Origin of the sequence: Azorhizobium sp. AG788 (genome assembly GCF_943371865.1) — a bacterium.
GTDB lineage: Bacteria > Pseudomonadota > Alphaproteobacteria > Rhizobiales > Xanthobacteraceae > Azorhizobium.
This window is the reverse complement of the sequence record NZ_CALRWL010000016.1, coordinates 20,311-42,986: the sequence shown is the minus strand read 5'-3', so window position 1 is coordinate 42,986 and position 22,676 is coordinate 20,311. Positions and strand designations below refer to the sequence as shown.

Below are 22,676 nucleotides of genomic sequence, written 5' to 3'. Positions count from 1 at the left end.
TCACTCCTGGGCAGCGAGGTGGGGGAAAAGCTCACGGCACATGCGGCGCCATTTGTCGGCGGCCATGAGCCAAGGTTCGATCCTGATGCGGCCCTTGATGCGGGCGGGTTCGGCGGCTTCCACCGCCGGATGCCAGTGGCGCGGCGCCGGCCCCATCAACTGGCGGCGCTCGCTGAGCAGCATGCGCAGATCCCAGTCCTTCACCCGGGCGGCGAGGTCCGGCGGCAGCGGCCAGGGCATGCCGGCGGCGGTGTAGATGGCCGCGTCCAGATCGGCTTTCAGGGTGGCGAGGGCGCCGCGAAACACTTTGGCGCCCATCTCCCCCAGCCCGCTGATGCGCCCCACATGGGCGCCCAAGGCTTCCACCGCCGGGGTGGTGAATTCGCCCAAGGCGAATTCATGCGCATCGTGCAGGAGAAAGGCCCGCGCCAGCTGCACGGCGCCACGCTCGCGCTCCACTGGATCGCGCAGGATGGCATCGGCCCCCAGCGTGCAATGCTGAGCCACCGAATAGCATCCGGCAGAGACATGGCCACCGAAGCGCGGCAGGCGCGCCAGCACATCGGGTACCTCGCCCAACAGGTCGATATCGGCGGGGGTGGGGCGCAGCAGATCGAGCGCCCTGCCCCGGCTGGTCTGGATCCAGGCGTAGGGGCTCATGCGGCGTCTCCCGGCTTGCGCGGGGCCGCCTCACCAGCCGCATCCCAACCAATGCGCGCGCCGATAGCGGCGCACATGCCGACCACCATGGGGATGACGCACAGCTTGAACATCGCATCGAATTGGGCTGCCGCTGCCGCCGCGCTGTCGAAGTAAGCGATCACGGCCAACGCAATGGCGGTGCCGCCGATGAAACCGAGCAGGATTTTCATGCGGCGTCTCCGGGGTGGCGATAGGTGGGGCGGCGGGTGCCGGTGGTGGCGCGCACCGCCAGCGCCAGGACAATGGTGGCCACCACCAGCGCGGTGACCTGCACGGCGGTGCAGGCGCCGCCATCCAGGCCATCCACCTGCGCCGCCATGCGGCCGGCCTCATAGGCGAGGGGGCTCATGCGCTCTCTCCGTCGCAGGATTGCAGCGGCTCAAACCGGGGCGCGGTGCCGCCGAATGCGGCCATGCCGATCTCCAGCGCGTGGCCGGCCATGCGGCGCAGGGCCGGGGTGCAATTGGGATGCTCGCGGGTGGAATTCAGCCACGCGGCGGGGATGGTGGCCTTATGCCGATCCCCGGCCCGCGTCGCCTCCAACAGGTCATAGCTGGCGTGCCATGCCAGATCCGCCAGTAGCGGCAGCGGGGTTTCGGTGGGTGGGGCGATGAAGGGGTGCATGATCAGCCCCACACCAGGGTGGCAAGGGCTGCAGCGGTGGAGCCGTATTCGATGATTTCCGCGACGCCAAAGCCTTCGGCCTCAAGGGCTTCAACGGTACAGAGGCCAACTTCGGAGGTGCGCCGCACGGCCTGGATGGCATTGGCCATCTTCACCACGTCGGCGGTAATGAGGGTGGAAAGACTGCGGGTCTCGACGCGGCTGAAGCGCCACTCGAAATAGTATCCGCTAACGCCACTCAGGCAGATCAGCGGAACGGCGCCCAGAAATTTCACGTGGGCCGGGATGACCGGCTGCGGCAGATCCACAAAATACAGGTGATTGACGTTGACGCCGCTCACCTGACCTTGCGTCGAGGGGCTGATCACCGGCTTGGTCAGCAGCATGTCGCCGGCCAGGCACGGCACTGTTGGGCGCCCGATCGCACTGGAACAGGTGCACAGCGCCACATCGCCCGGCTTGAAGCGCGCGGCAAGGGTTGGTTGGGCTTCAGCGGTTGCGGCTGTCACGGGATCGGCCCCCATCGGGTTGATGAGGGGACGCTAGTGCGGGACATATCCCGCGTCAAGCGAGAAAGTGGGACATATCCCGCTCGCGTAAGTGCCCGAGACCGTGCGAGCTATCCTTAGGTTACTAACTCAGGGTTTCGGGGGCGCGATGCACAAAGCTTGGATCATCGGACCAATGATAGGTGCAGCTTCTGTCCTATTCGTGCAGCACTCTCTCAGTGAGTGGGGCGGATCATATTACGTCACAGACATTGCGTTGTACTTCCGTGAGAACGGCGCAAGTTTTATCTCCGCTCGTCGCGCTGTCTCAGACCGTTTATTCGACCCATATTCAGCAAAATTCAATGAAATGCAGTACGTGTCCACGTCGAACGCACAAATTGTCTGCGGCTCCGTAAACTCTAAAAACAGAATGGGCGCATATATTGGGATGCAATCATTTGCTTACGACACTGTACGTCGCTTTGCAGTGTTTAGGAGCGATGATAAGGAGATGCCTCAATATAAGTATCTTGTAGATATTTGCGAATCTAAAGCAGGTTCGCTTAGCCCAGAGGAGGCGTTAATTCTTGAAAGACTGAAAAAGAAATAGAGAGATTGGTCATTTAAATGTAATTTAACGCCAGGACCACCCGTCCAATTGGTGTTGCATTTTCTTTCAGGAATATTGTTTCATGTTTTGGGTTGAAAGAAGCTGGTTCAAGTCGTGCTGGTTCGGATCGAAAGCGCCTAAATAGAGTGCTTCCATCTATGTTTATTATGTAATATTTGCGATCACAAAGTTCATTTGTGTCTATTTTCACGACAATTATAGAGCCTTCCGCTGCCACTTCGTTCATCGAATCGCCGTCGATCGTAAGTGCAATGTAGCGCCCATGGGGAAGGTCGGAGAGATGTAGGCTGTTACCGACGTTGGCTGCATGACTTATTGGGGCTTCGACGAAACCGGCAGCTGTGTCCCACGAAACTAGGGGAACCTCTAAAACCTGGTCTCCAGCGCTCAACTCTTCGCCGCGTCCAAAAGCTAGCCACTCAGGAGTTGTTTTCAAAGGGCCAGCAAGGGCCGCGAGGGTATCTATCCGCGGCAAGATATGTGGCCGCCGACGGATGTCCCTAATAGCATCACGCCCGACACCAGCTTCGCGGCAAACCGCGGCTTCGGTCAGATCGAGCGCGTCGATGCGCGATTTAATGCGTGAAAAAATTGCCGTGTTCATGGGCGGGATAGTTCCTGCCTGAGGCTTCGCATGCGAGGGGGACATATCCCGTTGACAGGCGCGGGACATATCCCGCATAGTCCATCTCGCCATGACATCCATTGATCACCTTCTCCTTGTTGTGAGTACCTACTGCGGAGCCAAAGGCTGCGCGGAGGCTACGCTTTCAGGCCGTCTGTTCACGGACGGTAAGCGGATTGCCGTAATTCGATCGGGTGGGGATATTGGCGCGCGGAGACTTGAGCGCGCCATGCGCTGGCTGTCCGACAACTGGCCCGCCGATGCCGAATGGCCCGAAGGCGTGGACCGCCCAGCGGCGCAGGCTCCTACCGAAACCGAGGTGGCATCATGAGCACTTCAGCGTTTAGCGCCTGGCTTCACGGGTTGCTTGGTCCGCGCCTCGCGGGCGGCCCGCATGCCCTCCGGTTCCTCGAACTGTGGATGGGCCGCCCGGCGGCGCCGGACGGCGCAAACCGCATGGGGGCATCAGCTTCCAAGGGGCCCGTCCGGGAGCCCGACGTCTACGCTTGGCGCCCCGACAGGGGAGAGGGCGCTGAGCTCCGAGAGGCATTGGAACGCCGCTTCGCGGATATGGGCCGCAAGATGTTCCGGGCATTGCTCCTGCTGGAGCGCAACGCAGTGCGGACCCCGGTCCCCCACCTCGCGCAGGGCAAAGCCGAGAGCGGCACCGGCGCCGGGCGTGTCGCGGATGATGCTGAGCAGGATCATCTCCAGGGCGAGGATCTGTCCGCGCATCTGGATCTCAAGGTCTTGAACAGTTTCGGCTGGTTTCATGGCCTGACGCTTTCCGATCTGGATGGGCTGAGCCCGGAGGATTATTTCGTAAGCTTCTTCGTCAAAAAAGAGATGGAGCACCACGTACGGGCGGCGGTGCATGATGTGCGTTCGCGCCCGTTCGCGGCCATGGCGGTTTTCATCCGCGCCGGGGAAGATGCCAAGGCGAAAGCCCTGTTTGACCGCCTTGTGGTTGAGGCGGTCAAACAGCATGACGCACGCCGGGGCGGTGCATCATGACCGATCCTCTCGATGACATGTGGCGCGACCTGCGCCAGTTCATGCCCGGCGCTGAAGCTGAAAAGGAGGCTCGCGAAATTCTGGTGCGCGAGCTGGCGGCGGTGATGGGGCAGGAGACCTTGCCCGTGGCCGAAGGGTGCCTGCGGGTGGATGTTCCGCTGCATGTGGTGATCCGGCATGTGCCGCTATCAAACCTTCGGGCCGCGCTGCACATGGCTCGGGGCTATGCCTGCCTGCTGGTCCGCGCCGCCGCCGTCACTCCCGAGGGGGTGTTTCGAGCGTGGGCCCACGCTCCGGGCCAGGCGGTGGATCTCGGCGGCCAGCATCTCGAGCTCCTGCCTGAGGGCCAGATCCGTTGCCATGCTGTTGCTGGCCTCTGGGAGCGCGTTTTCAGCGAAGGCGTAGAGGAAGAGTTGAGCGGCGGGGTCGATGTCGGCGATGCGCCGCGCGAGCGTTCTCACCGCGTGCAGCATGAAGCTGCGGTAGAGCGCGGCGTCGGCCGCGAACCCGGCCATGTCGATCGGTTCTCTTTCATCCATGACTCATCCTCTCCCGCCGCCGATCAGCGCGACTGACTGACCAGTCAACCTTCACACCGCCAACGCCCGTTGTGAATGAAAAACCCGAGGGAGGTTTTCGTGGCCAAGGTTTCGCTACCGGACGGGATGGAAGCCGTCATCAATTCCGCCACCCGCGCCAGCGTGTTGGCCGCCGCCGTGCCGGGATCCACCGGGCCGCAGCGGGTGGAGCAGCTGACCGGCGCGAGCGCCGGCACCATCAGCCGCTGGGGTGGCGACTATGACACCTTCATGCCGCTGGATGTGGTGTTCCTGCTGGAATTCACCGCGCAGGTGCCGGTGTTCGCCCGCGCTCTGGCGGCGCTGACCGGCCACCGCCTGGTGCCGGTGGATGGCAGCGAGGACACGGACGGCAGCGAATTGGGCGACCTGCTGGCGCTCACCGCCAGCCATTCGGACGTGATGAAGACTTACGCGGTGTCGCTGGCGGACGGGAAATTGACCCCGCGCGAGCGCGGCGAGATCCGCGCCCGGCTGTCCCGCCTGTCCGATGCCATCGCCGTCACCGAGCGGCGGCTCAATGCGGTGGGAGAGGCGTGATGGACAATTCACAATATACCGACCGCATGATGGAGTTGGCGCCGGATGTTCTTGCGGCGGTGCGCCATGAGGATGCCGGGGTGGCGCTCGGGGCGATCATGTATGTGGCGGCCGTGATGTGCACCACATCGCAGGCCCCGGATGAAGCATCGTTGGAGATGTTTCGAAAGATGCTCACGGCAGTCCGGGCTGACCAGGGCTGACCATGCGCCGCCCGGTCCTGATCATCCACCTCTCCAGCCGCTACCGCCGCCGTGCGGTGGCCGCCCGCGCCATGGCGAAGCGCGGCTATGGCACGCGCGAGATCGGCCGCCTGCTGCGGCTTTCGCCGCGCCGGGTGGCCGATGCTCTGGCGGGCGTGGCGGCCAATGGCCGGATCTGGACCAACCAAGAATTGGATGCCCTCAAGCGCGAGATGAGGCGGGCCGCATGACTACCACCCGATTCCCGATCGTGATCAAGACGGACCTGTACACCTCCGGGTGTTTGCCAGTGCTCCTGGAGCGCGAGATTGCGGCGGTTGAGCGGAACCTTGCCCAGTGGGTTCTGGCGCCGGAATACATCGATCCGAGTAGAGCGTATCTGGCGCAGCTGAAGGCGATACTTGAGGCTGTTGATCTCGCGCGTGGGGTCGCATCATGACCACCACCGCAACCGACCTGTCCGCCTGGGTGCAGGATGCCCGCGATGTCTCGGTGATGGCGCTGATTGATCGGCGCGGCATCAAGCTGCGCAAGGCGGGCACGGAATATGCCGGCCCATGCCCGGTATGCGGCGGCGATGATCGCTTCGGCGTCAATCCGCGCAAGGATGTGTGGCTGTGCCGCGGCTCCGGCCGGGGCGGGGATGCCATCGCGCTGGTGGAGTATCTCGACGGGGCGGATTTCCTGGCCGCCTGCGAGACCTTGACCGGCCGGGCGCCGCCGCGCGGGGAAGGCTCGCGCCTCTCTGCGGAGGATCTGGCGCGGCGGGAAGGTGAGCGCCGACGGCTGGAAGCGGAGCGCGAGGCGCAGTCCGCCAGCTATCGCGAGCGCGAGCGCGGCCACCTCAAGGTGCTGTGGGATGCGGCGACCAAGGCCCACGCCGCGCCGATGCTGGCAGGTTATTTCGCCCGGCGCGGGCTTGATCTGCCGCGCCCATGCAAGGCGCTGCGCTTCGGCGCGGATGTGCCCTATTTCCATGGGCAGGCGGAAGATGACCGCGCCCGCCAGCGGCCCCGGCTGATTCATCGCGGCCCGGCCATGCTGGCGGCGATCACCGATGCGCAGGGGCTGTTTCGCGGCCTGCACTGCACCTGGCTGGATCTCTCCCAGCCCAAGGGCAAGGCGGTGATCGTGGACCCGGACACCGGCGAACTGCTGCCCGCGAAGAAGGTGCGCGGCTCGAAGAAGGGCGGGCGCATTCTGCTGGCGCCGGCCGCCAGCGGCACGCCGCGCCGGGCGTTCGCCGGCGAGGGGATCGAGACCGTGGCGGCGGCGCGCACCGCGCTGCTGCGGGTGGGCGGCATCCATCCCGATTGCGAATTCGCGGTGGGGGTGGACCTGGGCAACCTCACCGGGCGGGCGCTGGAAACGGTGCCGCATCCCACCATCACCCACCCGGACACGGCCGGGCGCAACCGCGCCTGGCGGGTGCCGGGGCCGGTGGCGGACATGGCCGCCCCGGTGATGTGCGTGCCGGACAGCATCACACATCTGACCTTGCTGGCGGATGGCGACTCTGACCCGTTCGCCACCCGGTGCGCCATGCAGCGCGCGGTGGAGCGCCATACGGTGCCAGGCCGCTGGGTGACGGTGGCGTGGCCGCCGGAAGGCAAGGATTTCAACGATATGTTGATGGAGGCGATGCCATGCGCAGCGGAGTGAGCACGACGGCCGGCGTGGATCGGCTGGCGGGCCTGGAACTGGAAAACGCGCTGTTGCGCGAGCGTATATCCGTGCTGGAAGCGGCCTTGCGCGATCCGGCGCCGGTGCCGCGTTGCCTGGGCTTGACTGCCGCGCAGGGCCGCCTGTTCGGCGTGCTGATGGCGCGGGAGATCGCCAGCCGTGAGCAGCTGGAACTGGCGCTCTATGGCGACCGGCCCGGTGATCTGCCGTGTGAGAAGAACCTGCTGGTTCATCTCTGCCACATGCGCCGCAAGCTCGATGCTTTCGCCGTCGCCTTGGTGTGCCAGCGCGAATGCGGCTGGTTCTTCACGCCCGCCGGCAAGGCCACCTTGCGCGCTTTGCTGGCGCGCGAGCAAGCGGAGGCCGCGTTATGTCGGACACAGTGAGGCAGACGTGGCCGCCGGCGGCGGTGGATCTGCTGCGGGTGTGCTTCGCGGCCGGCCGGACGGCATCGCAGACGCGCACCGCCTTGGCGGAAGTGGGGTTCGCCTTCACCCGCAATGCGGTGATCGGCAAGATGCATCGCCTTGGGCTGATGTCGGGGCGGAAAGTGACGGTCGCGCCGCTGTGCGCTGATCGCGCCGTGAGCCCCGCGCCGAAGCGCCTGCGCAAGGCATCGGCGCCGGTGGCGCCCAAGGCGGTCGCCGCGCCGCCTGTGCCCGTGCCCGCCGCCGCCCGTCCGGTGGTGGATGCGCAGCTGGTGTGCGGCTTTCTGGCGTTCCGCGCCGCCCATCCCCGGCGCGGCACCGTGCCGGCGGGCGGCTATTTGCTGCGGCTGGCGCCGCAGGATGCCTGTTCCTGGCCGCTGTCCGGCGCCGGCGCCACCTTGCGCGTCTGCGGCTGCAAGCGGGTGGATGGCGCGCCCTATTGCGCGGCGCATCGCAAGGATGCGCACCAGCCCGCCAAGCCGATGAATCCCTACATCCCCGGCGACCGCACCCTGGCGCGCCCCCCGCGCGAGGAAGCCCCCGAGGCGGATCTGTTCGAGTTGATGGGCGAGGCAGAGTGATGGGCGCGGCGTTCAATCTCGACAACCGCATGACGGTGGTGCTGTTCGCCGGCATGGGCGGCGGCTGCGACGGCCTGGAGCAGGCGGGCTTTCATGTCCATGTGGCCATCAACCACGATCCTGTCGCCGTGGCCGTGCATGAGCGGCGCCACCCGCACACCCGGCACCTGCGCTGCGACGTGTTCGAGGCCGATCCGCGGAAGGTCTGCGGCTCGCGCGGTGTGCGCATCCTGCATGCGTCCCCGGATTGCACCCACTTCTCGGTGGCCAAGGGCAGCAAGCCGGTCAGCAAGCGGCGGCGGTCTCTGGCCTGGGTGATCTGCCGATGGGCGGGCACGGTGCGCCCCGAAATCATCACCCTGGAAAATGTCTCCGAAATCATGAGCTGGGGGCCGCTGATCGCCAAGCGCGACCCGGCCACCGGGCGGGTGCTGCGCCTGGATGGCACGGTGGCAGCCAAGGGGGAGCGCGTGCCGGTGCAAGACCAGTGGCTGGTGCCGGATCCGCGGCACAAGGGCCGGATCTGGCGCGCCTGGGAACGGCACATGCGCGGGCTGCGCTTCAGCTTTGAAAGCCGGGTGCTGGTGTGCGCGGACTACGGCGTGCCGACCATTCGCAAGCGCCTGTTCGGCGTCGCCAAGGCGGATGGATCGCCGGCGGTGTGGCCGGTGCGCACCCATGCGCCGCGCAAGGATGCCAAGCGGCTGGGGCTCAAGCCGTGGATCGGTGCGCACACGATCATTGACTGGTCATTGCCGGTGCGCTCGATCTTCGGGCGGCCCAAGCCGCTTGCGGAGGCGACCTTGCGGCGGATCGCGCGCGGCGTCATGCGCCATGTGGTCGAGGCCGGAAAGCCGTTCATCGCGCCCATCACCCATTCCGGCACCGATCGCGTTCACTCATTGGCCGAACCGCTGCGCACCTTGACCACGGCGCACCGGGGCGAGTTGTCGGTGGTGGTGCCCACGCTCGTGACAGCTGGATATGGCGAGCGGGAGGGGCAGGCGCCCCGGTCCCTCGATGTGCAGCAGCCCTTAGGCACGCAAGTGGCCGGTGGTGGAAAGCATGCTCTGGTGGCCACCTTCCTGGCGCAGCACAATTCCGGCCCCCGGGCCGGCATGAATGTGCGGGGTGCGCAAGAGCCGGTTTCGGCCTTGACCACCACCGGCGCGCAGCAAGGCGTCGTCGCCTGTTCCCTGCTGTCCCTGCACGGCACGAACACCCACGGCCGCGCCGCGCGGGAACCTGTGGCCACCATCACCGCCGGCGGCTGCCATGCCGGTGTGGTTGCGGCCACATTGGCGGATATGCGCGGCCGCAGTCCCGGTGGCCGCGATGCGGAAGAGCCGCTTTCGGCAGTCACCGCAAAGCCGCACGGCCATCTGATCCTTGGCTTTCTCCAGCACTATTTCGGTTCTGGAAAGCAGGACGACGACGTGCGCGCGCCGCTGGGGGCTCTGACCGGCAAGGCCCGCTATGGGTTGGTGGAAGTCACAGTCGGCGGCAAGGCGATGGTGATCGCCGATATCGGCAGCCGCATGCTGGAGCCGGAAGAGGGCGCCGCCGCCCATGGCTTCCCGCCTGGCGCGCTGCCCAGCGAGATCACCATAGACGGCAAGACCCGCAGCCTGACCAAGACCGAGAAATACCATCTGGTGGGCAACAGCGTGCCGCCGCGCATGATCCGGCTGCTGTCGGAATGCAATGCCCGCGCGGCCTTTGCGGAGGCGGCAGAGTGACCGAGCCGACACCACACGTGCCCGCGTCCGGCCTCGCAGCCGTCGCGGCGATCCTACAGCGATCCATCGATTCCCAGCCTGCTGATGGCCCTGTGTCGCTCACCGATGAATTGGCCGCGCCGCCGCCGGATGATGAGCCCGATGGCGAAGCGGGGCCGCGCGCCAATGGCTTTGACGTGGATGCCATGAACCAGGAATGGGGCCTGGTGCTCATGGGTTCCAAGGCGGTGATCGTGCGGGAACAGGCGCGCGGGCCGATCGAGGATCGGTTGCGCATTCTGTCGATCGAGGCGTTTGGCCATTGGTTCGCCAACACCTTCACCGAGGTGCGTGGGCCGGATGGCAAGATCAAGGGCACCACCTATGCGGCCCGCTGGATCAAGCACAAGAAGCGCCGGGCGTTCGCGGGGATCGAGTTCTTTCCCACCGCCACGGGGGAGGCGGGAACGACGGGTTATCTCAATTTGTGGCGGGGATTCTCAGTGACGCCGCGCCCGGGCGGCAGCTATGCCATTTTCGCTGACCATGTGCTGAATAACGTCTGCGAAGGCGATCCCGAGCTTTATCGCTGGGTGTTCGGCTGGTTCGCCCATCTGGTGCAGCGCCCGCGGGAGCGGGTGGGCACGGCGTTGGTGATGCGCGGCAAGATGGGCACCGGCAAGACCAAGGTGGGCGAGGTGATGGGCTCGCTGATCGGCGCTCATTACTTCGCCGTGGATGACCCGCGCTATGTCACCGGGAATTTCAATGCCCACATGGCCAGCTGCCTGCTGTTGCAAGCGGAAGAGGCGGTGTGGGCGGGTGACAAGGCGGCGGAAGGCCGGCTCAAGGGCCTGATCACCTCCAAATTCCAGATGATCGAGAACAAGGGCATCGATCCCATCCGGCTGGACAATTATGTGCGGCTGCTCATGACCTCCAATGAGGATTGGGTGATTCCGGCCGGCAAGGACGAACGGCGCTTCTGCGTTCTCGACGTGAACCCGCGCTGTGCCCAGAATATCGAGTATTTCCGGGAGATGGATCAGGAACTGGATGCCGGCGGGCGCGAGGCGCTGCTGCATGATCTGCTGCACTTCGATCTGAGCGATGTGGAGCTGCGGAAGATCCCGCGCACCAAGGCGCTGCTGGAACAGAAGATCCGCTCACTGGACACGGTGGAAAGCTGGTGGTTCGAGCGGCTCGTATCGGGCAACGCCACCGTGGGCGGCAGCGAGTGGCCGGCCGACCCCATCGCCGTCAATGCCATGTTCGAAGACTACATCTTGCAGGCGGACAAGGTGGGCGTGCGCCGCAAGAGCGAACAGGTGGCCTTCGGCATGAAGCTCGCCAAGCTGGTGCCACGGCTCATGCGCAGCAAGCGCCAGGTGGATGACCAGCCCGGCATCGTCAAGCGCGTGTGGTGCTACCACCTGCCGCCGCTGGCGGTGTGCCGCGCGGCCTGGGTGCAAGAGGTTGGCCAGGATGTGGATTGGGGCGATGGCTCGCCCGTTGATGCACCCGAGGCGTGAGAGAGACCGGGCTTGAAGGGGTGAAGCGCCCCATCTGCCCCAACTTCGATGCGGGCGCCGCAAAGATGGGGCGCACTTTTATCTAACGATTTCAACGCGGTGCCCTATCTGCCCCATCTGCCCCATCTTTTTCCCGCGTACGTGTGTGCGCGTGAGGGGGCGAAAGGGCAAATTTGCCGCGAAGGCCCCTCTCTCGGTTGGCCGATTTGCGGATTTAGTTGGGGCAGTTAGGGCAGATGGGGCAACGAGTTGGAAACACTGATGATTTTCGCGCCCCATCTTGGAAACCGAGTTGGGGCAGTTGGGGCAGGAGATAGGGCATGAAGACCATCGGCATTGAGGGCCTGTTGCGCTGGGCCTATCTGGAGGAGCTGCAGCATGGCGAGGTGAATGCCCGCCCGTGTCCGGCGGAACCGATGCCCGCCTGGCAGGTCTATGACAATTGGCAGAAGCTGGGCACCAGCGTGCAGGACGGCGACGTGCGCAACGTCTATGGCGTGCCGCCCTCGAACAGCGATCGCGAGCCGCATCCGGACGCGGTGGCGGTGTTTCAGGCGGTGACCACGCTGGAAGGCGCGCTGTTCCTGGCGCCGGATGGCTGGTCGCCCGGCCTTGGGCTTGATGCGCACGGTGCGCAGGGCTGTGAGGCGGTGCGCCGCGCCCTGGATGGGCTGGTGACGGATGTGCGGATCAATGAGCGCTCCAGCCGCGTCGTGCGCCGCATGCGCCGTCCGGTGCTGTCCCTGGTGCTGCGGCACGCCATCTGCGGCGGCGCCCCGTGCTGGGAAGGCGAGGCGCCTGTGGCCAAGCCCCTGACCTATGACAACGGCAAGCCGCGCTGGTTCCTGACCGAATGCGTGACCGAGGCCGGCGCCTTCGGGCCGGTGGTCACCAGCGTCGAGGTGGATGGCTATGACCGGCGCTGCGGCCGTCCGTATCGTGGCGCCTATCAGAAAATGCGGTTGGTCCCTGATCCCGTCTCGCTGATCACGGAGCGGGCGGAATATGAGCTGTGGCACGGCGCGCTGCGCCACCTCTGCGCCGTGCTGCGGCCCCGGCTTGAGGCCCACGCCCTTGAGGCCTTCGACCGTCCGGCGCGGCCCTGGGATGACGACTCACGGGGCGTGGGCATGGCGCTGATCCTGTCTTGTTCACCCGCTCAAAAGAAAGATGCAGACGCCGCTTGACTTGCGGTATGAATTTGGTGCATCTCTAGTCACAGATAAACAGCTAACCCGGTGCCACACGGCCACCGGGTTTTTCTTTGCCCGGTTGCTGGTCGCGTGGATGGATGGAGGCAGATACGCCTGACCTTCCCGCCACGTTCCGGCCGTCCACCCATCGCAGTCGCGAGCAAGCCAACCGCGAATATGATGATCGGCGTGGCTCTGCCCATTCCCGTGGCTATAACCGTCCATGGGCCAAGGCATCGAAGGGCTATCTGGCCAAGCATCCGCTGTGCTTGGGCTGCGATGCAGTTGGGCGCATCGTGCCGGCGGCTTTGGTGGATCACGTCATCCCGCATCGCGGCGACCGTGTGCTGTTCTGGGATTCGGACAACTGGCAACCCTGCTGCAAGTGGCATCACGACGTGGTCAAGCAACGGCTTGAGGCGGCCTATGACGCGGGGCGCATCGGTGCCGCCGCGCTGCGCCTCGACAGCCCCGATGCGCGGGCGATGACAGGCGAGGGCGCCTGAGCATGTCAGATTGATCGATCGCTCACGCCGCAACGTGCCTGGGCAGGGGGTGGGTCGAAAGTCCCCAGCCCCACCGCGCGGACCGGCGTCCTAAACACTTGTGTTTGGGCGCGGGTTTGGGAGAACTTTTTTTGTGCCAGCAAGGGAAAATGGAACATCGCCATGAGCCGCCCCGGTCCCAAGCCTGAGCCTGCGAGCGTCAAGCGCGCCAAGGGCAATCCGAGCCGTCGCCCCATCGGCGCCGATCCGGAGATGCTTGCGCCGGCGCCGGCGAACGGCATCATTCCGCCGCCGTGGCTGAAGGGTGACGGCCTGGCGATCTGGGAACGGCGGGCGCCGCAATTGGTCGCCATGCGCCTGTTGACCCAGACCGATTCCGAGGCGTTCGGCCGCTACTGCCGCAACTTCGCGCGCTGGCTCAAGATGCAGGTGGCGCTCGATGAGACCGGGGAATCCTACGTCACTGAAAGCGCCCACGGCACCATGCGCCGCCTGACGCCGGAGTTCATGGCGGCGGATCGGCTGGAGCGGCAGCTTGCGGCGACCGAGGATCGGTTCGGCCTCAACCCGGCGGAGCGCCAGCGCATCATGGTGCAGCGTGCCGCCATGACCAATTTTGGCGATCTGTTCAGCGGCCAGGGGCAGGCGCCGTCCGCCCCGGCATCGGCCAAGACCAACCCGCAGCCGCCCAAGGCATCTTCGCCCATCGGCGTGCTGCAATAACGGGTGGCAGTTGCTAACGGCCCCGCCCGGCGTTCGCGCCCCAGGCGGCGGCCAGCCGGCGTTGGCCCGGCGGCAACATGGGACGCACAGTCCAAGGTCTGGCGCGAGGATGAATACTGGTTTGATGAGTCCGCCGCGCGCAAGGCGGTAGAGTTCTTCCCGGAACACCTGGTGCTCACCACCGGCGAATGGGCCGGCCGCCCGTTCGTGCTGGAAGGGTGGCAGGAACGCGACATCATCCGCCCGCTGTTCGGGTGGAAGCGGGCGGACGGAACCCGCCGCTATCGGCGCTGCTACGTCTGGGTGCCGCGCAAAAACGGCAAGACCGAGATGGCGGCGGGCATCGCCATCCTGCTGCTGGTGGGCGACGCGGAAGAGGGCGGCGAGGTCTATTCCATCGCCACCGACAAGAACCAGGCGCGCATCGTGTTCGACAAGGCGTCGATCATGGTGAGCCGGTCCAACACGCTGCCGCAGTGGCTGGAGTGCTTCGAGCCATCGATCTTCTGCCCCACGCTGAATGCGTCGTTTAAGCCGATGTCCGGCCGCTCCAAGGGCAAGCACGGCTATAACGTCTCCGGCTTGGTGGGCGATGAGATCCACGAATGGTCATCGGGCGAACTGTACGGCTTCCTGCACGACAGCGAGACCGCCCGGCGCCAGCCGCTGGAATTCCTGATCAGCACCGCCGGCACCAAGGGCGGCTATGGCGAAGAGATCTGGAATGAGTGCCTGAAGATCCGCGACGGCACCTTGCCCGACCCGGAAACCCTGGTGGTCATTTACGCCGCCGAAGAGGATGACGATTGGACCGCCCCGGCCATCTGGGCCAAGGCGAATCCCAATCTCGGCAAGTCGAAAAAGCTGGACGCCATGGCGACCGAGTGCCGCCGTGCCCAGCAGATCCCGCGCCTGGAGAATGACTTCAAGCGCTACCAGCTCAACGTCTGGACCGATACCGCCACCCGCTGGCTGCCCATCGATGCGGTGGATGACGATGGCTACCGCTTCGGCTGGGATCATTGTCGCGGGGCCATCGGCTGGGAGGACCTGGCGGCGCGCCTGGTGGGCAAGACCTGTTTCGGCGGGCTCGATCTGTCCGCGGTGGGCGACTTGTCGGCGCTGGTGTGGTGGTTCCCGGCGCAGGACGGCTTGGACGTTCCGGTCGCACTGCCGCGATTCTTCAAGCCGCAGGCGCTGCTGCGGGCGCACGCGGCGCGGGACAAGCTGCCCTATGAACAATGGGCTAAGCCCCGGTCCGGGCCGCCGGCCCTGCTGACCACCCCGGGCAATGTGGTCGATTACGAATACATCCGCGCGCAGATCGCCCGCGATGCGGAACAGTTCAAGATCGCCAATGTTGGCAAGCTGAACCGCAAGCCGCATGAAGCCGGCATCGCTATCGACCGCTGGAACGCGGTGGAAACCTCGGTGCGACTGGAACAGGAGGGCTTGCCGGTGGCGCTGTTCGGACAGGGGTTCGCATCCATGTCCGCGCCCTCGAAGGAGCTGGAACGCCTGGTGCTGTGCAACGGCTTTCACCATGGCGGCCATCCGGTCCTGCGCCGGCATGCCCAGGTGGCGCCGGTGGAGACCGATCCGGCCGGAAACATCAAGCCGGTGAAGAACAAGGCGGTTGAACGCATCGACGGGATCGTGGCGGCGGTGATGGCCCTCGGCATCGCCATGGCCAACCCTGATTGCACCGTTGACCTGGATGACTTCCTCAAGAATGCGGTGATGGTCGGATGAGCCTGTGGGATAGCATCTTCGGCCGTCGCCGCGCCAAGCTGTCCGGCCGTCCGGATCCCGGCGGGACGATCAGCGTCAGCATGGCCGGCGGTGCGTCCAGTAGCGGCAAGGTGGTGACACCGGACACCGCCATGCAATTGTCGGTGGCGTGGTCGTGCGTGCGGCTACTATCGGAGACCATCGGCACGTTGCCGCTGGCTTTGTTCGAGCGCGGCGCCGGGGATGACCGCTCGGTGGCGCGCGATCATGCGCTGTATGAGGTGCTGCACGACAGCCCGAATGCAGACCAGACCGCCGCCGAATTTTGGGAGGGCATGACCGCCTGCCTGTGCCTGGCGGGCAATGGCTACGCCCGCAAGGATAAGATCGGCACGCGCCTGGTCGGGCTTACGCCGCTGAAGCCGGATCGGGTGACGGTGAAGCGCGATGCCGATGGCCGCCGCATCTATCGCTATTCCGGCGATGGCCAGACCGAAGTGATGGACGAAGACGATGTCTTCCATCTGCGCGGCTTCGGTGTCGGTGGCGACACCGGCCTGTCACCGATCAGCTACGCCCGCCAGTCCATGGGCGCGGCCATGGCGGCGGATGAAGCCACGGCCAAGGTGTTGGGCAGCGGCATGCAGCTATCGGGCTTTATCGATAGCGGCGTGCCAAAGCTCACGAAAGAACAGCGTGCCGAAATCTCAGGTGTGTTTGAGCGGTTCATGGGTTCCAGCAATGCCGGCAAGCTCATGGTGTTGGAAGCCGGCATGAAGTTTCAGCCGGTGGGCATGAGCCCGGAAGACGCGCAGCTGCTGATGACGCGGGCCTTCCACGTGGAAGAAATCTGCCGCTGGTTCCGGGTGCCGCCGTTCATGATCGGCCACACCGAGAAGTCCACCAGCTGGGGGACGGGCCTGGAACAGCAGATGATCGGGTTCCTCACCTTCAGCCTGCGGCCCTATCTGACCCGCATTGAACAGGCGATCAAAAAGCAGCTGCTGCTGCCGACCGATCGCACCCGCTATTATGCGGAATTCAACCTCGAAGGCCTGTTGCGCGCCGACAGTCAGGGCCGGGCGGCGCTGTACAACACCTTTGCCCAGAACGGGATCATGGATCGCGACGAGATCCGCTCGAAAGAGAATTTGCCCAAGCGCGGCGGCAATGCGGCGGCGCTCACGGTGCAATCCAACATGGCGCTGCTGGATGACCTGTCCAATCTGGCGGCCGGCGGCGGCGCGCAGCAGGTGCGTTCCGCGCTCATGAACCTGCTGGGCATCGACCAGATCATTGACGACCGCGTGAAGACCTTGACCGGCCATGGCGGCCCAAGCCTGGATGGATCGGCATGAAACGGAAATTCTGCCCGCTGGACGTGAAGGGCCTGACCGATGAAGGCACCTTCACCGGCTACGGCTCGGTGTTCGGCAATGTGGACAGCCATGGCGAGATCGTCGAGCCCGGCGCCTTCGCCAAGTCCCTGGCGCGCCATGCCAAGGACAAGAGCGCGCCGGTGATGCTGTGGCAGCACAACACAGATGAGCCCATCGGCGTGTGGGAAGACCTGTCCGAGGATGCCAAGGGCCTGACCGGCACCGGGCGCCTGGTGCTTGACGTGCCGCAGGCCCGCAGCGCCTATGCCTTGCTCAAGGCCGGCGCCCTGCGCGGCCTGTCCATCGGCTACCATGTGGTCAAGTCCGAGCCGGACGGCGCCGTGGTGCGGCTCAAGGAATTGAGCCTCATGGAGATTTCCGTGGTGACCTTCCCCGCCAATACGCGGGCCAGCGTCACCGGCGTGAAGTCCGAGCGCTGGCAGGAGTTCGCCCGTCGCCTGCGCGATGGCGACCCCATGCCGCCCAATGAATTCGAGGATATCCTGCGCGAGGCAGGGATCCCCAAATCCATGGCCGTACAGATCACCTCTGTGGGCTATGCGAAAGCCATTCGGAGGGAGTCCGATGGTCCAGGTGATGCACCGGCCGTCACTGACGCGGCCCTGTCCAATCTGAAGGCGGCCCTCGGCTCGCTCCTTCGTTCCTGAGGATTATCCCATGACCACCATCACCCTCAAGCGGGCCATCGGGCTCGCCTTCTGCGCGTGCCTTGTCGTCGGCCTGCTCTATCTCGGCTCCGGCGACGCCATGGCCGCCGCCGCCGTCTTCGGCGCCACGGTGCCGCCGCTGCCGGCGGAGTTCGAGGCGCTGACCCGCCAGCTGAAGGACGCCGCCGACGCGGTGAAGACGCAGGCGGAGAAGACCGAAACCGAGCTGAAGAACCTCGGCAAGGTCACCGGCGAGACAAAGGAGGCCGCCGACAAGGCCTTGATCAAGCACGGCGAACTGGATGCCCGGCTGAAGGAGATCGAACAGAAGATCACCCGCGGTCCCGGCGCGCCGGAGAAGCGCAAGAGCTTGGGGCAGATGGTCACCGAAAATGATGCGGTGAAGGCCTTCTGCGCCGCAAAGAAGAACCGGGACAGCGTCAGTATCCAGGTCAAGGCGATCATCTCCAGCCTGACCACGGATGCCGATGGGTCCGCCGGCGATCTGATCGTGCCGCAGCGCCAGCCCGGCATTATCGCCCCGCCGCAGCGCCGTATGACGATCCGCGACTTGATCACGGCGGGCCGCACCAGCTCCAATGCGATTCAGTACGTGCGCGAGACCGGCTTCACCAACAATGCCGCGACGCACTCGGAGACGTCCGGCGCCACCAAGCCTCAGTCGGAAATCAAGTTCGACCTTGTCACGTCGGCGGTGACCACGATCCCGCATTTCGTCCTGGCGACGAAGTCGATCCTCGATGATGTGCCGATGCTGGAATCCTATATCAACAATCGTCTTCTCTATGGTCTGAGCTATGTCGAGGAAAGCCAGATCCTCAATGGCGGCGGAACCGGCACCGACCTCAACGGCATCTATACCCAGGCGACGGCCTACTTGGCACCCATCGTGCCCACCGCCGCCGGAAACATGACCAAGATCGACATCCTCCGCCTCGCAATCCTGCAGGCCTTCCTGGCAGAATATCCCGCCAATGGCATCGTCATGAATCCGGGTGATTGGGCGGATATCGAGCTGACGAAGACTGACGATGGCGCCTATCTGTTCGCCAATCCGCAGGGCGGCAGCGAGCCATATCTGTGGCGCCGGCCGGTGGTGGAAACCCAGGCGATGACCGTGGACAAGTTCCTGGTCGGCGCCTTCCAGCTCGGGGCGCAGATCTTCGATCGCGAGGACGCGAATGTGGAGATCTCCACCGAGGACAGCGACAACTTCCGCAAGAATCTCGTGACCATCCGCGCGGAAGAGCGCCTGGCGCTTGCGGTCTATCGCCCGGAAGCCTTCGTCAAGGGCGACTTCAGCGACGCGCTTGCCGCCTGATCGGCAAATGCCGCACCGCCGGCGGGTTCTCCCGCCGGCGCCTGACACCAGGAGATCCGCCATGCGCCTCAAGGCCCTCGATCAGATCAGCATCAGCGCCGTGAAGGCCGACAGCCTGCGCCCTGGCGAACCCTTCAACATCAACGATGCCGCTGGAAAAGACCTATTGGAGCGGCATCCAACCATCTTCGAACGCCTCGACGCCGGGGAAGCCGAGAAGGCTGAACCGGCGCCGCTGAACAAGATGGCCACGCCGCCGCTCAACAAGTCCACCGCCCGCAAACGGGCCAAGGCGGACTGACCGGCGCCGTTTCCACCGCTCACCTCTGGCTGTTCCCAGGCGCTCGCGCGCCGCTCCACCCCAGACCTTAAGAGGACCACCCCATGCGCCGCTTGAAACTCACCATCACCACCGCCGCCGATGGATCGGCCACCGCCTATTCGCCCCGCGTCGCCGGCAAGATCCACTCGGTCCAATATGTGAAGACGGACTATGCGGACGGCGTGGATTTCACCGTCACCTGCGAGGCCACCGGCGAAAACATCTGGACCGAATCCAACGTCAACGCCTCCGCCGTGCGCTATCCCCGCGCCGCCACCCATTCGCAGGCCGGCGTCGCCGCGCTCTATGCCTCCGGCGGCACGGCGGTCATGGACAAGGTGGCGATTGCCTCCGACCGCATCAAGGTGGTGATCGCCGCGGGCGGCAACGCCAAGACCGGCGCGCTGCACATCCTCGTGGACGAGTGAGCGGCGCCCATGTACGTCACCGTCATCGAACGTCCCGAGCCCGTCATTGGGCTGGATGAAGCCAAGGCCCACCTGCGGGTGGACTTTGCCGATGACGACGATGTCATTGATGGTCTGATCCGCGCGGCGCAGACCCATATCGATGGCCCCTCCGGCTGGCTGCGCCGGGCGGTGGGGCCGCAAGTTCTGCAACTGACCATGGATGGCGGCGACCTGGTGCAGGGCTGCCCGGTGGTGCTGCCGTTCCCGCCGTTCATCTCGCTGGTGAGCTTCGTCTATGACGATGCCGCAGGCCAGGAACAGACCTTCGCGGATGGCTCGGTGATGGTGACCCGCAAAGGGCATTTCGCCCATCTGTTGCCGGCCTATGGCGAGCAATGGCCGGTGCCGCGCTCCTCCCGCGATGCGGTGCGCATCACCTGGCGCGCCGGCTATGAGGATTATGCCGCCGACGCCGCGCCGGTGCGCCAGGCCATGCTGCTGCTGATCGGCCATTGGTACAATAATCGTGAAGCGGTGAACGTCGGAAACATCGTCACGACCTTTCCCATGGCAGTGGAAGCGCTGCTGTCACCGTTCCGGGTGTGGGATCTGTGATGTGGGTGCGCTTCATCGCCCCGTTTGATTGGTGCCCGCCGGAGCGCAAGGGGCGGGTGACGCTGGCGTTCGCGACGGGCGCGGTGCTGTTCGTGCGGCGGGCGTGCGGGGCGGCGGCGGTGGCCGCCGGCAAGGCTGTGGTGGCCCATAGGCCGGGAGCGCGCGCATGACCGGGGCAGGGGATCTGAACCGGCGCATGCGCTTCGAGGCCCGCGCCGTGGTGGCCGATGACGGCTATGGCAACACCGAAGGCGCTTGGACCGAGCAATTCACCATCGCCGCCAAGGTGAAGCCGCTGCGCGGCGGGGAATCGGTTCTGGCCATGCGCCTGTCGGGCACCCAGCCGGTGGTGATGACCGTGCGCCAGAGCGCGCAGACGCGGGCCATCCGCGCCGATTGGCGGGCGGTGGATGCCCATAGCGGCGAAGTCTTCGCCTTGACCTCACCACCGACAGACATGGACGGCACGCGGGCGTGGCTGGATATCCTGGCCACCAGCGGCATCGCGGCATAGGAGGCGGGCATGGCGCTGAAGGGTCAAGATGCGCTGCGCCGCAAGCTGCTGAAGATGACGCCGGAAATCCGCGCGCAATTGGAAATCGCCGTGCTGGCAGGCGCACAGGACGTGGCCAAGACCGCCAAGGCCCTGGTGCCCAAGCGGAGCGGACGGCTGATGGATTCCATCGGCGCCGTGCTCGGGGATGCGCCATCCACCACCGCCACGCAGGCGCTGCGGGGCGGCGGCTCGAAAGCCGATGGCATCCGCGCCACGGCCTATGCCGGCGATGACAATGCCTATTATGCCGGGTGGATCGAATTCGGCACCGCGCCCCATAAGCAGGGCGGCCTCTACAAGGGCACCCTGCATCCGGGCACGGTGGCGCAGCCGTTCTTCTTTCCGGCATTCCGCACCAATAAGAAGCGGGCAAAATCGCGCGTCACCCGTGCCATCAAGAAGGCCATTAAGAAGGCTGCGCAATCATGAGTGCGCCGGCCCTTGTGTTGCAGGGCGCCGTGCGCGCCGCCATCGCCGCGGCGGTGCCCTCCGTCCCGGTCATGGACCGGGTGCCTGGCGCCACCGACCCGATGCCGCGCATCGTCATTGGCGAAGGCCAGGAGCTGCCGAACCGTGCCGATTGCATGGATGGCCGGGAAATCTATCTGGACATCCATGTGTGGTCGCATGCGGTGGGGCAGGTGGAAGCCAAGACCCTCACCGCCGCCGTGGTGGCGGCCCTGGATGATGTGGACCTGACCCTGACCGGCCATGTGCTCGATCTGCTGCGGTTCGACGGCGCCCGCTATCTGCGGGATCCGGACGGGCGCACCAGCCACGCGGTGCTCACCTTCCGCGCCTTGACCCATCCCGACGACTGACCTCATCTCCATAGGAGTCCTGCCATGGCACGCCCCACCACGCTTCGGGGTTCGAAGCTGTTGATCCAGATCGGTGATGGTGCATCGCCCACCGAGGCTTTCACCGCCCCCTGCGCCCTCACCACCAAGGGGCTCAATCTCGCGGCTTCGGCCAATGAGTTCAACGTGCCGGATTGCACGGATCCTGATGCGCCGTCCTGGACCGAGCGGGTGATCAGTGCCCTGTCCGGCTCGGTCAGCGGCTCCGGCACCTTGGCCATGGAAAGCCTGGAGACCTGGCGGGACTGGTTCCTGTCCGGCGATGCGGTGAATATCCGCGTGAAGTTCGACGCCACGGCGGGCAATGGCGGCGGCTATTATGCCATGTCGGCGGTGCTCACCACCTTCAACATCACCGGCGAAGTGGGCGGGCTGGTGCAGATCGAGGTCGAGATGTCCTCGAACGGCGCCGTCACTTGGGTGGATGCAAGCTGATGAGCCGTGCCGGCGATATCACCCTCACCTGGGGGGATGGCGAGCACCTGTTCCGCCTCGGCATTGGGCAGTTGCGCGAGCTGCAGGAGAAAGCGAGCGCGGTGCGGGTGCGGATGGGTGCCGAGCCTATCGGCCCGGCATTTCTCGCTGCCGAGATCGGGTCCGGCCGATGGCTGGTGGACGATCTGCGCGAGACGTTGCGCCTTGGGTTGATCGGTGGCGGATTGAAGCCACTCGAGGCTCTGACCTTGGTGCAGCGCTATGTGGATGACCGGCCTCTCAATGAGAATGTCATCCCAGCCTATGCGGTTCTATCCGCGGCCCTGGTGGGGGCGCTCGATGAGCCGGTGGGAAAAGAGGCGCCGGCAGGGGCCGAGATAGAGGACGGGGTGTCCTCGCCTTTGCCGGATATTACGGAACCGCCGCTGTAATGGGCTGGGCGCCGCAGCAGGTGGATGCTGCCAGCCTTTGGCAGTTCTCCGCCGCCGTGGACGGCTGGAACGCGGCCAATGGGGGGGATGAAGTTATGCCGGAGCCCCCAAGCCCGGAAGAATTCCGCGACATGGTTGAACGCTTGGCCTGAAGG

Annotated in this window: 34 protein-coding genes; 28 read left to right on the top strand and 6 right to left on the bottom strand. The window is 65.5% G+C overall.

The window, feature by feature from the left end:
- Genes AAG816_RS11645 through AAG816_RS11625 form a run of 5 tightly spaced genes read right to left on the bottom strand, consistent with a single transcriptional unit; the run spans position 1 to position 1,835 of the window.
- Entirely contained in the window at positions 1–660 is a 660-nt protein-coding gene (locus AAG816_RS11645) for a hypothetical protein (RefSeq protein WP_341989790.1), read from the bottom strand.
- Positions 657–872: a hypothetical protein gene (locus AAG816_RS11640; RefSeq protein WP_341989789.1), complete on the bottom strand. Its 216-nt coding sequence runs from the start codon at positions 870–872 to the stop codon at positions 657–659. The genes AAG816_RS11645 and AAG816_RS11640 overlap by 4 nt, the downstream gene beginning before the upstream one ends.
- Positions 869–1,051 (bottom strand): hypothetical protein, encoded by a 183-nt coding sequence (locus AAG816_RS11635; protein ID WP_341989788.1) that lies wholly within the window; start codon positions 1,049–1,051, stop codon positions 869–871. Before AAG816_RS11635 ends, AAG816_RS11640 begins: the two co-directional genes overlap by 4 nt.
- Positions 1,048–1,326, bottom strand: coding sequence for a hypothetical protein (locus tag AAG816_RS11630; protein ID WP_341989787.1), 279 nt, complete (start codon positions 1,324–1,326; stop codon positions 1,048–1,050). Before AAG816_RS11630 ends, AAG816_RS11635 begins: the two co-directional genes overlap by 4 nt.
- A 2-nt stretch (positions 1,327–1,328) precedes the next feature.
- Positions 1,329–1,835: a hypothetical protein gene (locus AAG816_RS11625; RefSeq protein ID WP_341989786.1), complete on the bottom strand. Its 507-nt coding sequence runs from the start codon at positions 1,833–1,835 to the stop codon at positions 1,329–1,331.
- Between the two features lie 148 nt (positions 1,836–1,983).
- On the opposite strand from AAG816_RS11625, the gene AAG816_RS11620 reads away from it, so the two are divergent.
- Entirely contained in the window at positions 1,984–2,427 is a 444-nt protein-coding gene (locus AAG816_RS11620) for a hypothetical protein (RefSeq protein ID WP_341989785.1), read from the top strand.
- A gap of 13 nt (positions 2,428–2,440) precedes the next feature.
- Here AAG816_RS11620 and AAG816_RS11615 read toward each other — a convergent pair whose 3' ends face one another.
- On the bottom strand, positions 2,441–3,052 hold the full coding sequence (locus tag AAG816_RS11615) for a S24 family peptidase (RefSeq protein ID WP_341989784.1): 612 nt from the start codon (positions 3,050–3,052) through the stop codon (positions 2,441–2,443).
- A 348-nt stretch (positions 3,053–3,400) separates the two neighbouring features.
- Here AAG816_RS11615 and AAG816_RS11610 point away from each other — a divergent pair, with 348 nt between their 5' ends.
- From AAG816_RS11610 to AAG816_RS11480, 27 genes are all read left to right on the top strand, one after another.
- On the top strand, positions 3,401–4,087 hold the full coding sequence (locus AAG816_RS11610; protein WP_341989783.1) for a hypothetical protein: 687 nt from the start codon (positions 3,401–3,403) through the stop codon (positions 4,085–4,087).
- Positions 4,084–4,662, top strand: a complete 579-nt coding sequence (locus tag AAG816_RS11605) for a hypothetical protein (RefSeq protein ID WP_341989782.1) — start codon at positions 4,084–4,086, stop codon at positions 4,660–4,662. Before AAG816_RS11610 ends, AAG816_RS11605 begins: the two co-directional genes overlap by 4 nt.
- Before the next feature lie 63 nt (positions 4,663–4,725).
- Positions 4,726–5,205: a hypothetical protein gene (locus tag AAG816_RS11600; RefSeq protein ID WP_341989781.1), complete on the top strand. Its 480-nt coding sequence runs from the start codon at positions 4,726–4,728 to the stop codon at positions 5,203–5,205.
- The gene (locus AAG816_RS11595; protein ID WP_341989780.1) at positions 5,205–5,408 is read left to right on the top strand and encodes a hypothetical protein; all 204 of its coding nucleotides are present in this window, start codon (positions 5,205–5,207) and stop codon (positions 5,406–5,408) included. Before AAG816_RS11600 ends, AAG816_RS11595 begins: the two co-directional genes overlap by 1 nt.
- A 2-nt stretch (positions 5,409–5,410) precedes the next feature.
- Positions 5,411–5,638, top strand: coding sequence for a hypothetical protein (locus AAG816_RS11590; protein WP_341989779.1), 228 nt, complete (start codon positions 5,411–5,413; stop codon positions 5,636–5,638).
- The gene (locus tag AAG816_RS11585) at positions 5,635–5,847 is read left to right on the top strand and encodes a hypothetical protein (protein ID WP_341989778.1); all 213 of its coding nucleotides are present in this window, start codon (positions 5,635–5,637) and stop codon (positions 5,845–5,847) included. Before AAG816_RS11590 ends, AAG816_RS11585 begins: the two co-directional genes overlap by 4 nt.
- A complete protein-coding gene (locus tag AAG816_RS11580) occupies positions 5,844–7,070 on the top strand; it encodes a CHC2 zinc finger domain-containing protein (RefSeq protein WP_341989777.1) in 1,227 nt (408 codons plus the stop codon). Before AAG816_RS11585 ends, AAG816_RS11580 begins: the two co-directional genes overlap by 4 nt.
- Complete coding sequence (locus AAG816_RS11575; protein ID WP_341989776.1) at positions 7,055–7,477, top strand: hypothetical protein; 423 nt, start codon at positions 7,055–7,057, stop codon at positions 7,475–7,477. Before AAG816_RS11580 ends, AAG816_RS11575 begins: the two co-directional genes overlap by 16 nt.
- Positions 7,462–8,100: a GcrA family cell cycle regulator gene (locus AAG816_RS11570; protein ID WP_341989775.1), complete on the top strand. Its 639-nt coding sequence runs from the start codon at positions 7,462–7,464 to the stop codon at positions 8,098–8,100. Before AAG816_RS11575 ends, AAG816_RS11570 begins: the two co-directional genes overlap by 16 nt.
- Positions 8,100–9,839 (top strand): DNA cytosine methyltransferase, encoded by a 1,740-nt coding sequence (locus AAG816_RS11565; RefSeq protein WP_341989774.1) that lies wholly within the window; start codon positions 8,100–8,102, stop codon positions 9,837–9,839. Before AAG816_RS11570 ends, AAG816_RS11565 begins: the two co-directional genes overlap by 1 nt.
- 92 nt (positions 9,840–9,931) lie before the next feature.
- Positions 9,932–11,350, top strand: coding sequence for a primase-helicase family protein (locus tag AAG816_RS11560; RefSeq protein WP_341989773.1), 1,419 nt, complete (start codon positions 9,932–9,934; stop codon positions 11,348–11,350).
- Positions 11,351–11,670: 320 nt separating this feature from the next.
- Positions 11,671–12,537: a hypothetical protein gene (locus tag AAG816_RS11555; protein WP_341989772.1), complete on the top strand. Its 867-nt coding sequence runs from the start codon at positions 11,671–11,673 to the stop codon at positions 12,535–12,537.
- A gap of 317 nt (positions 12,538–12,854) precedes the next feature.
- Positions 12,855–13,049 (top strand): hypothetical protein, encoded by a 195-nt coding sequence (locus AAG816_RS11550; RefSeq protein ID WP_341989771.1) that lies wholly within the window; start codon positions 12,855–12,857, stop codon positions 13,047–13,049.
- Positions 13,050–13,211: 162 nt separating this feature from the next.
- Complete coding sequence (locus AAG816_RS11545; RefSeq protein ID WP_341989770.1) at positions 13,212–13,772, top strand: phage terminase small subunit P27 family; 561 nt, start codon at positions 13,212–13,214, stop codon at positions 13,770–13,772.
- A 171-nt stretch (positions 13,773–13,943) separates the two neighbouring features.
- Complete coding sequence (locus AAG816_RS11540) at positions 13,944–15,524, top strand: terminase TerL endonuclease subunit (RefSeq protein WP_341989769.1); 1,581 nt, start codon at positions 13,944–13,946, stop codon at positions 15,522–15,524.
- A complete protein-coding gene (locus AAG816_RS11535) occupies positions 15,521–16,861 on the top strand; it encodes a phage portal protein (protein WP_341989768.1) in 1,341 nt (446 codons plus the stop codon). Before AAG816_RS11540 ends, AAG816_RS11535 begins: the two co-directional genes overlap by 4 nt.
- Positions 16,858–17,550 carry an HK97 family phage prohead protease gene (locus tag AAG816_RS11530; RefSeq protein WP_341989767.1) on the top strand — a complete coding sequence of 231 codons (693 nt, stop codon included), beginning with the start codon at positions 16,858–16,860 and terminating at the stop codon, positions 17,548–17,550. Before AAG816_RS11535 ends, AAG816_RS11530 begins: the two co-directional genes overlap by 4 nt.
- A gap of 10 nt (positions 17,551–17,560) precedes the next feature.
- Positions 17,561–18,892: a phage major capsid protein gene (locus AAG816_RS11525; RefSeq protein ID WP_341989766.1), complete on the top strand. Its 1,332-nt coding sequence runs from the start codon at positions 17,561–17,563 to the stop codon at positions 18,890–18,892.
- Positions 18,893–18,953: 61 nt separating this feature from the next.
- Complete coding sequence (locus AAG816_RS11520; RefSeq protein ID WP_341989765.1) at positions 18,954–19,193, top strand: hypothetical protein; 240 nt, start codon at positions 18,954–18,956, stop codon at positions 19,191–19,193.
- 83 nt (positions 19,194–19,276) lie between these two features.
- Positions 19,277–19,642 carry a hypothetical protein gene (locus AAG816_RS11515; RefSeq protein WP_341989764.1) on the top strand — a complete coding sequence of 122 codons (366 nt, stop codon included), beginning with the start codon at positions 19,277–19,279 and terminating at the stop codon, positions 19,640–19,642.
- A 9-nt stretch (positions 19,643–19,651) separates the two neighbouring features.
- Complete coding sequence (locus AAG816_RS11510; RefSeq protein ID WP_341989763.1) at positions 19,652–20,239, top strand: head-tail connector protein; 588 nt, start codon at positions 19,652–19,654, stop codon at positions 20,237–20,239.
- On the top strand, positions 20,239–20,409 hold the full coding sequence (locus AAG816_RS11505) for a hypothetical protein (RefSeq protein WP_341989762.1): 171 nt from the start codon (positions 20,239–20,241) through the stop codon (positions 20,407–20,409). Before AAG816_RS11510 ends, AAG816_RS11505 begins: the two co-directional genes overlap by 1 nt.
- Entirely contained in the window at positions 20,406–20,753 is a 348-nt protein-coding gene (locus AAG816_RS11500) for a phage head closure protein (RefSeq protein ID WP_341989761.1), read from the top strand. Before AAG816_RS11505 ends, AAG816_RS11500 begins: the two co-directional genes overlap by 4 nt.
- Before the next feature lie 9 nt (positions 20,754–20,762).
- The gene (locus AAG816_RS11495) at positions 20,763–21,224 is read left to right on the top strand and encodes an HK97-gp10 family putative phage morphogenesis protein (RefSeq protein ID WP_341989760.1); all 462 of its coding nucleotides are present in this window, start codon (positions 20,763–20,765) and stop codon (positions 21,222–21,224) included.
- Positions 21,221–21,616, top strand: a complete 396-nt coding sequence (locus tag AAG816_RS11490; protein WP_341989759.1) for a DUF3168 domain-containing protein — start codon at positions 21,221–21,223, stop codon at positions 21,614–21,616. The genes AAG816_RS11495 and AAG816_RS11490 overlap by 4 nt, the downstream gene beginning before the upstream one ends.
- 24 nt (positions 21,617–21,640) lie before the next feature.
- Positions 21,641–22,090 (top strand): phage tail tube protein, encoded by a 450-nt coding sequence (locus tag AAG816_RS11485; protein ID WP_341989758.1) that lies wholly within the window; start codon positions 21,641–21,643, stop codon positions 22,088–22,090.
- On the top strand, positions 22,090–22,521 hold the full coding sequence (locus tag AAG816_RS11480; protein ID WP_341989757.1) for a GTA-gp10 family protein: 432 nt from the start codon (positions 22,090–22,092) through the stop codon (positions 22,519–22,521). The genes AAG816_RS11485 and AAG816_RS11480 overlap by 1 nt, the downstream gene beginning before the upstream one ends.
- Positions 22,522–22,676: the final 155 nt, after the last annotated feature.

Bases quoted from the DNA above. Each gene is read 5' to 3' on its own strand.
- AAG816_RS11645 (WP_341989790.1), bottom strand. From the start codon at position 660: ATGAGCCCCTACGCCTGGATCCAGACCAGCCGGGGCAGGGCGCTCGAT.
- AAG816_RS11640 (WP_341989789.1), bottom strand. From the start codon at position 872: ATGAAAATCCTGCTCGGTTTCATCGGCGGCACCGCCATTGCGTTGGCC.
- AAG816_RS11635 (WP_341989788.1), bottom strand. From the start codon at position 1,051: ATGAGCCCCCTCGCCTATGAGGCCGGCCGCATGGCGGCGCAGGTGGAT.
- AAG816_RS11630 (WP_341989787.1), bottom strand. From the start codon at position 1,326: ATGCACCCCTTCATCGCCCCACCCACCGAAACCCCGCTGCCGCTACTG.
- AAG816_RS11620 (WP_341989785.1), top strand. From the start codon at position 1,984: ATGCACAAAGCTTGGATCATCGGACCAATGATAGGTGCAGCTTCTGTC.
- AAG816_RS11615 (WP_341989784.1), bottom strand. From the start codon at position 3,052: ATGAACACGGCAATTTTTTCACGCATTAAATCGCGCATCGACGCGCTC.
- AAG816_RS11610 (WP_341989783.1), top strand. From the start codon at position 3,401: ATGAGCACTTCAGCGTTTAGCGCCTGGCTTCACGGGTTGCTTGGTCCG.
- AAG816_RS11605 (WP_341989782.1), top strand. From the start codon at position 4,084: ATGACCGATCCTCTCGATGACATGTGGCGCGACCTGCGCCAGTTCATG.
- AAG816_RS11595 (WP_341989780.1), top strand. From the start codon at position 5,205: ATGGACAATTCACAATATACCGACCGCATGATGGAGTTGGCGCCGGAT.
- AAG816_RS11590 (WP_341989779.1), top strand. From the start codon at position 5,411: ATGCGCCGCCCGGTCCTGATCATCCACCTCTCCAGCCGCTACCGCCGC.
- AAG816_RS11585 (WP_341989778.1), top strand. From the start codon at position 5,635: ATGACTACCACCCGATTCCCGATCGTGATCAAGACGGACCTGTACACC.
- AAG816_RS11580 (WP_341989777.1), top strand. From the start codon at position 5,844: ATGACCACCACCGCAACCGACCTGTCCGCCTGGGTGCAGGATGCCCGC.
- AAG816_RS11575 (WP_341989776.1), top strand. From the start codon at position 7,055: ATGCGCAGCGGAGTGAGCACGACGGCCGGCGTGGATCGGCTGGCGGGC.
- AAG816_RS11570 (WP_341989775.1), top strand. From the start codon at position 7,462: ATGTCGGACACAGTGAGGCAGACGTGGCCGCCGGCGGCGGTGGATCTG.
- AAG816_RS11565 (WP_341989774.1), top strand. From the start codon at position 8,100: ATGGGCGCGGCGTTCAATCTCGACAACCGCATGACGGTGGTGCTGTTC.
- AAG816_RS11555 (WP_341989772.1), top strand. From the start codon at position 11,671: ATGAAGACCATCGGCATTGAGGGCCTGTTGCGCTGGGCCTATCTGGAG.
- AAG816_RS11545 (WP_341989770.1), top strand. From the start codon at position 13,212: ATGAGCCGCCCCGGTCCCAAGCCTGAGCCTGCGAGCGTCAAGCGCGCC.
- AAG816_RS11535 (WP_341989768.1), top strand. From the start codon at position 15,521: ATGAGCCTGTGGGATAGCATCTTCGGCCGTCGCCGCGCCAAGCTGTCC.
- AAG816_RS11530 (WP_341989767.1), top strand. From the start codon at position 16,858: ATGAAACGGAAATTCTGCCCGCTGGACGTGAAGGGCCTGACCGATGAA.
- AAG816_RS11525 (WP_341989766.1), top strand. From the start codon at position 17,561: ATGACCACCATCACCCTCAAGCGGGCCATCGGGCTCGCCTTCTGCGCG.
- AAG816_RS11520 (WP_341989765.1), top strand. From the start codon at position 18,954: ATGCGCCTCAAGGCCCTCGATCAGATCAGCATCAGCGCCGTGAAGGCC.
- AAG816_RS11515 (WP_341989764.1), top strand. From the start codon at position 19,277: ATGCGCCGCTTGAAACTCACCATCACCACCGCCGCCGATGGATCGGCC.
- AAG816_RS11510 (WP_341989763.1), top strand. From the start codon at position 19,652: ATGTACGTCACCGTCATCGAACGTCCCGAGCCCGTCATTGGGCTGGAT.
- AAG816_RS11505 (WP_341989762.1), top strand. From the start codon at position 20,239: ATGTGGGTGCGCTTCATCGCCCCGTTTGATTGGTGCCCGCCGGAGCGC.
- AAG816_RS11500 (WP_341989761.1), top strand. From the start codon at position 20,406: ATGACCGGGGCAGGGGATCTGAACCGGCGCATGCGCTTCGAGGCCCGC.
- AAG816_RS11495 (WP_341989760.1), top strand. From the start codon at position 20,763: ATGGCGCTGAAGGGTCAAGATGCGCTGCGCCGCAAGCTGCTGAAGATG.
- AAG816_RS11490 (WP_341989759.1), top strand. From the start codon at position 21,221: ATGAGTGCGCCGGCCCTTGTGTTGCAGGGCGCCGTGCGCGCCGCCATC.
- AAG816_RS11485 (WP_341989758.1), top strand. From the start codon at position 21,641: ATGGCACGCCCCACCACGCTTCGGGGTTCGAAGCTGTTGATCCAGATC.
- AAG816_RS11480 (WP_341989757.1), top strand. From the start codon at position 22,090: ATGAGCCGTGCCGGCGATATCACCCTCACCTGGGGGGATGGCGAGCAC.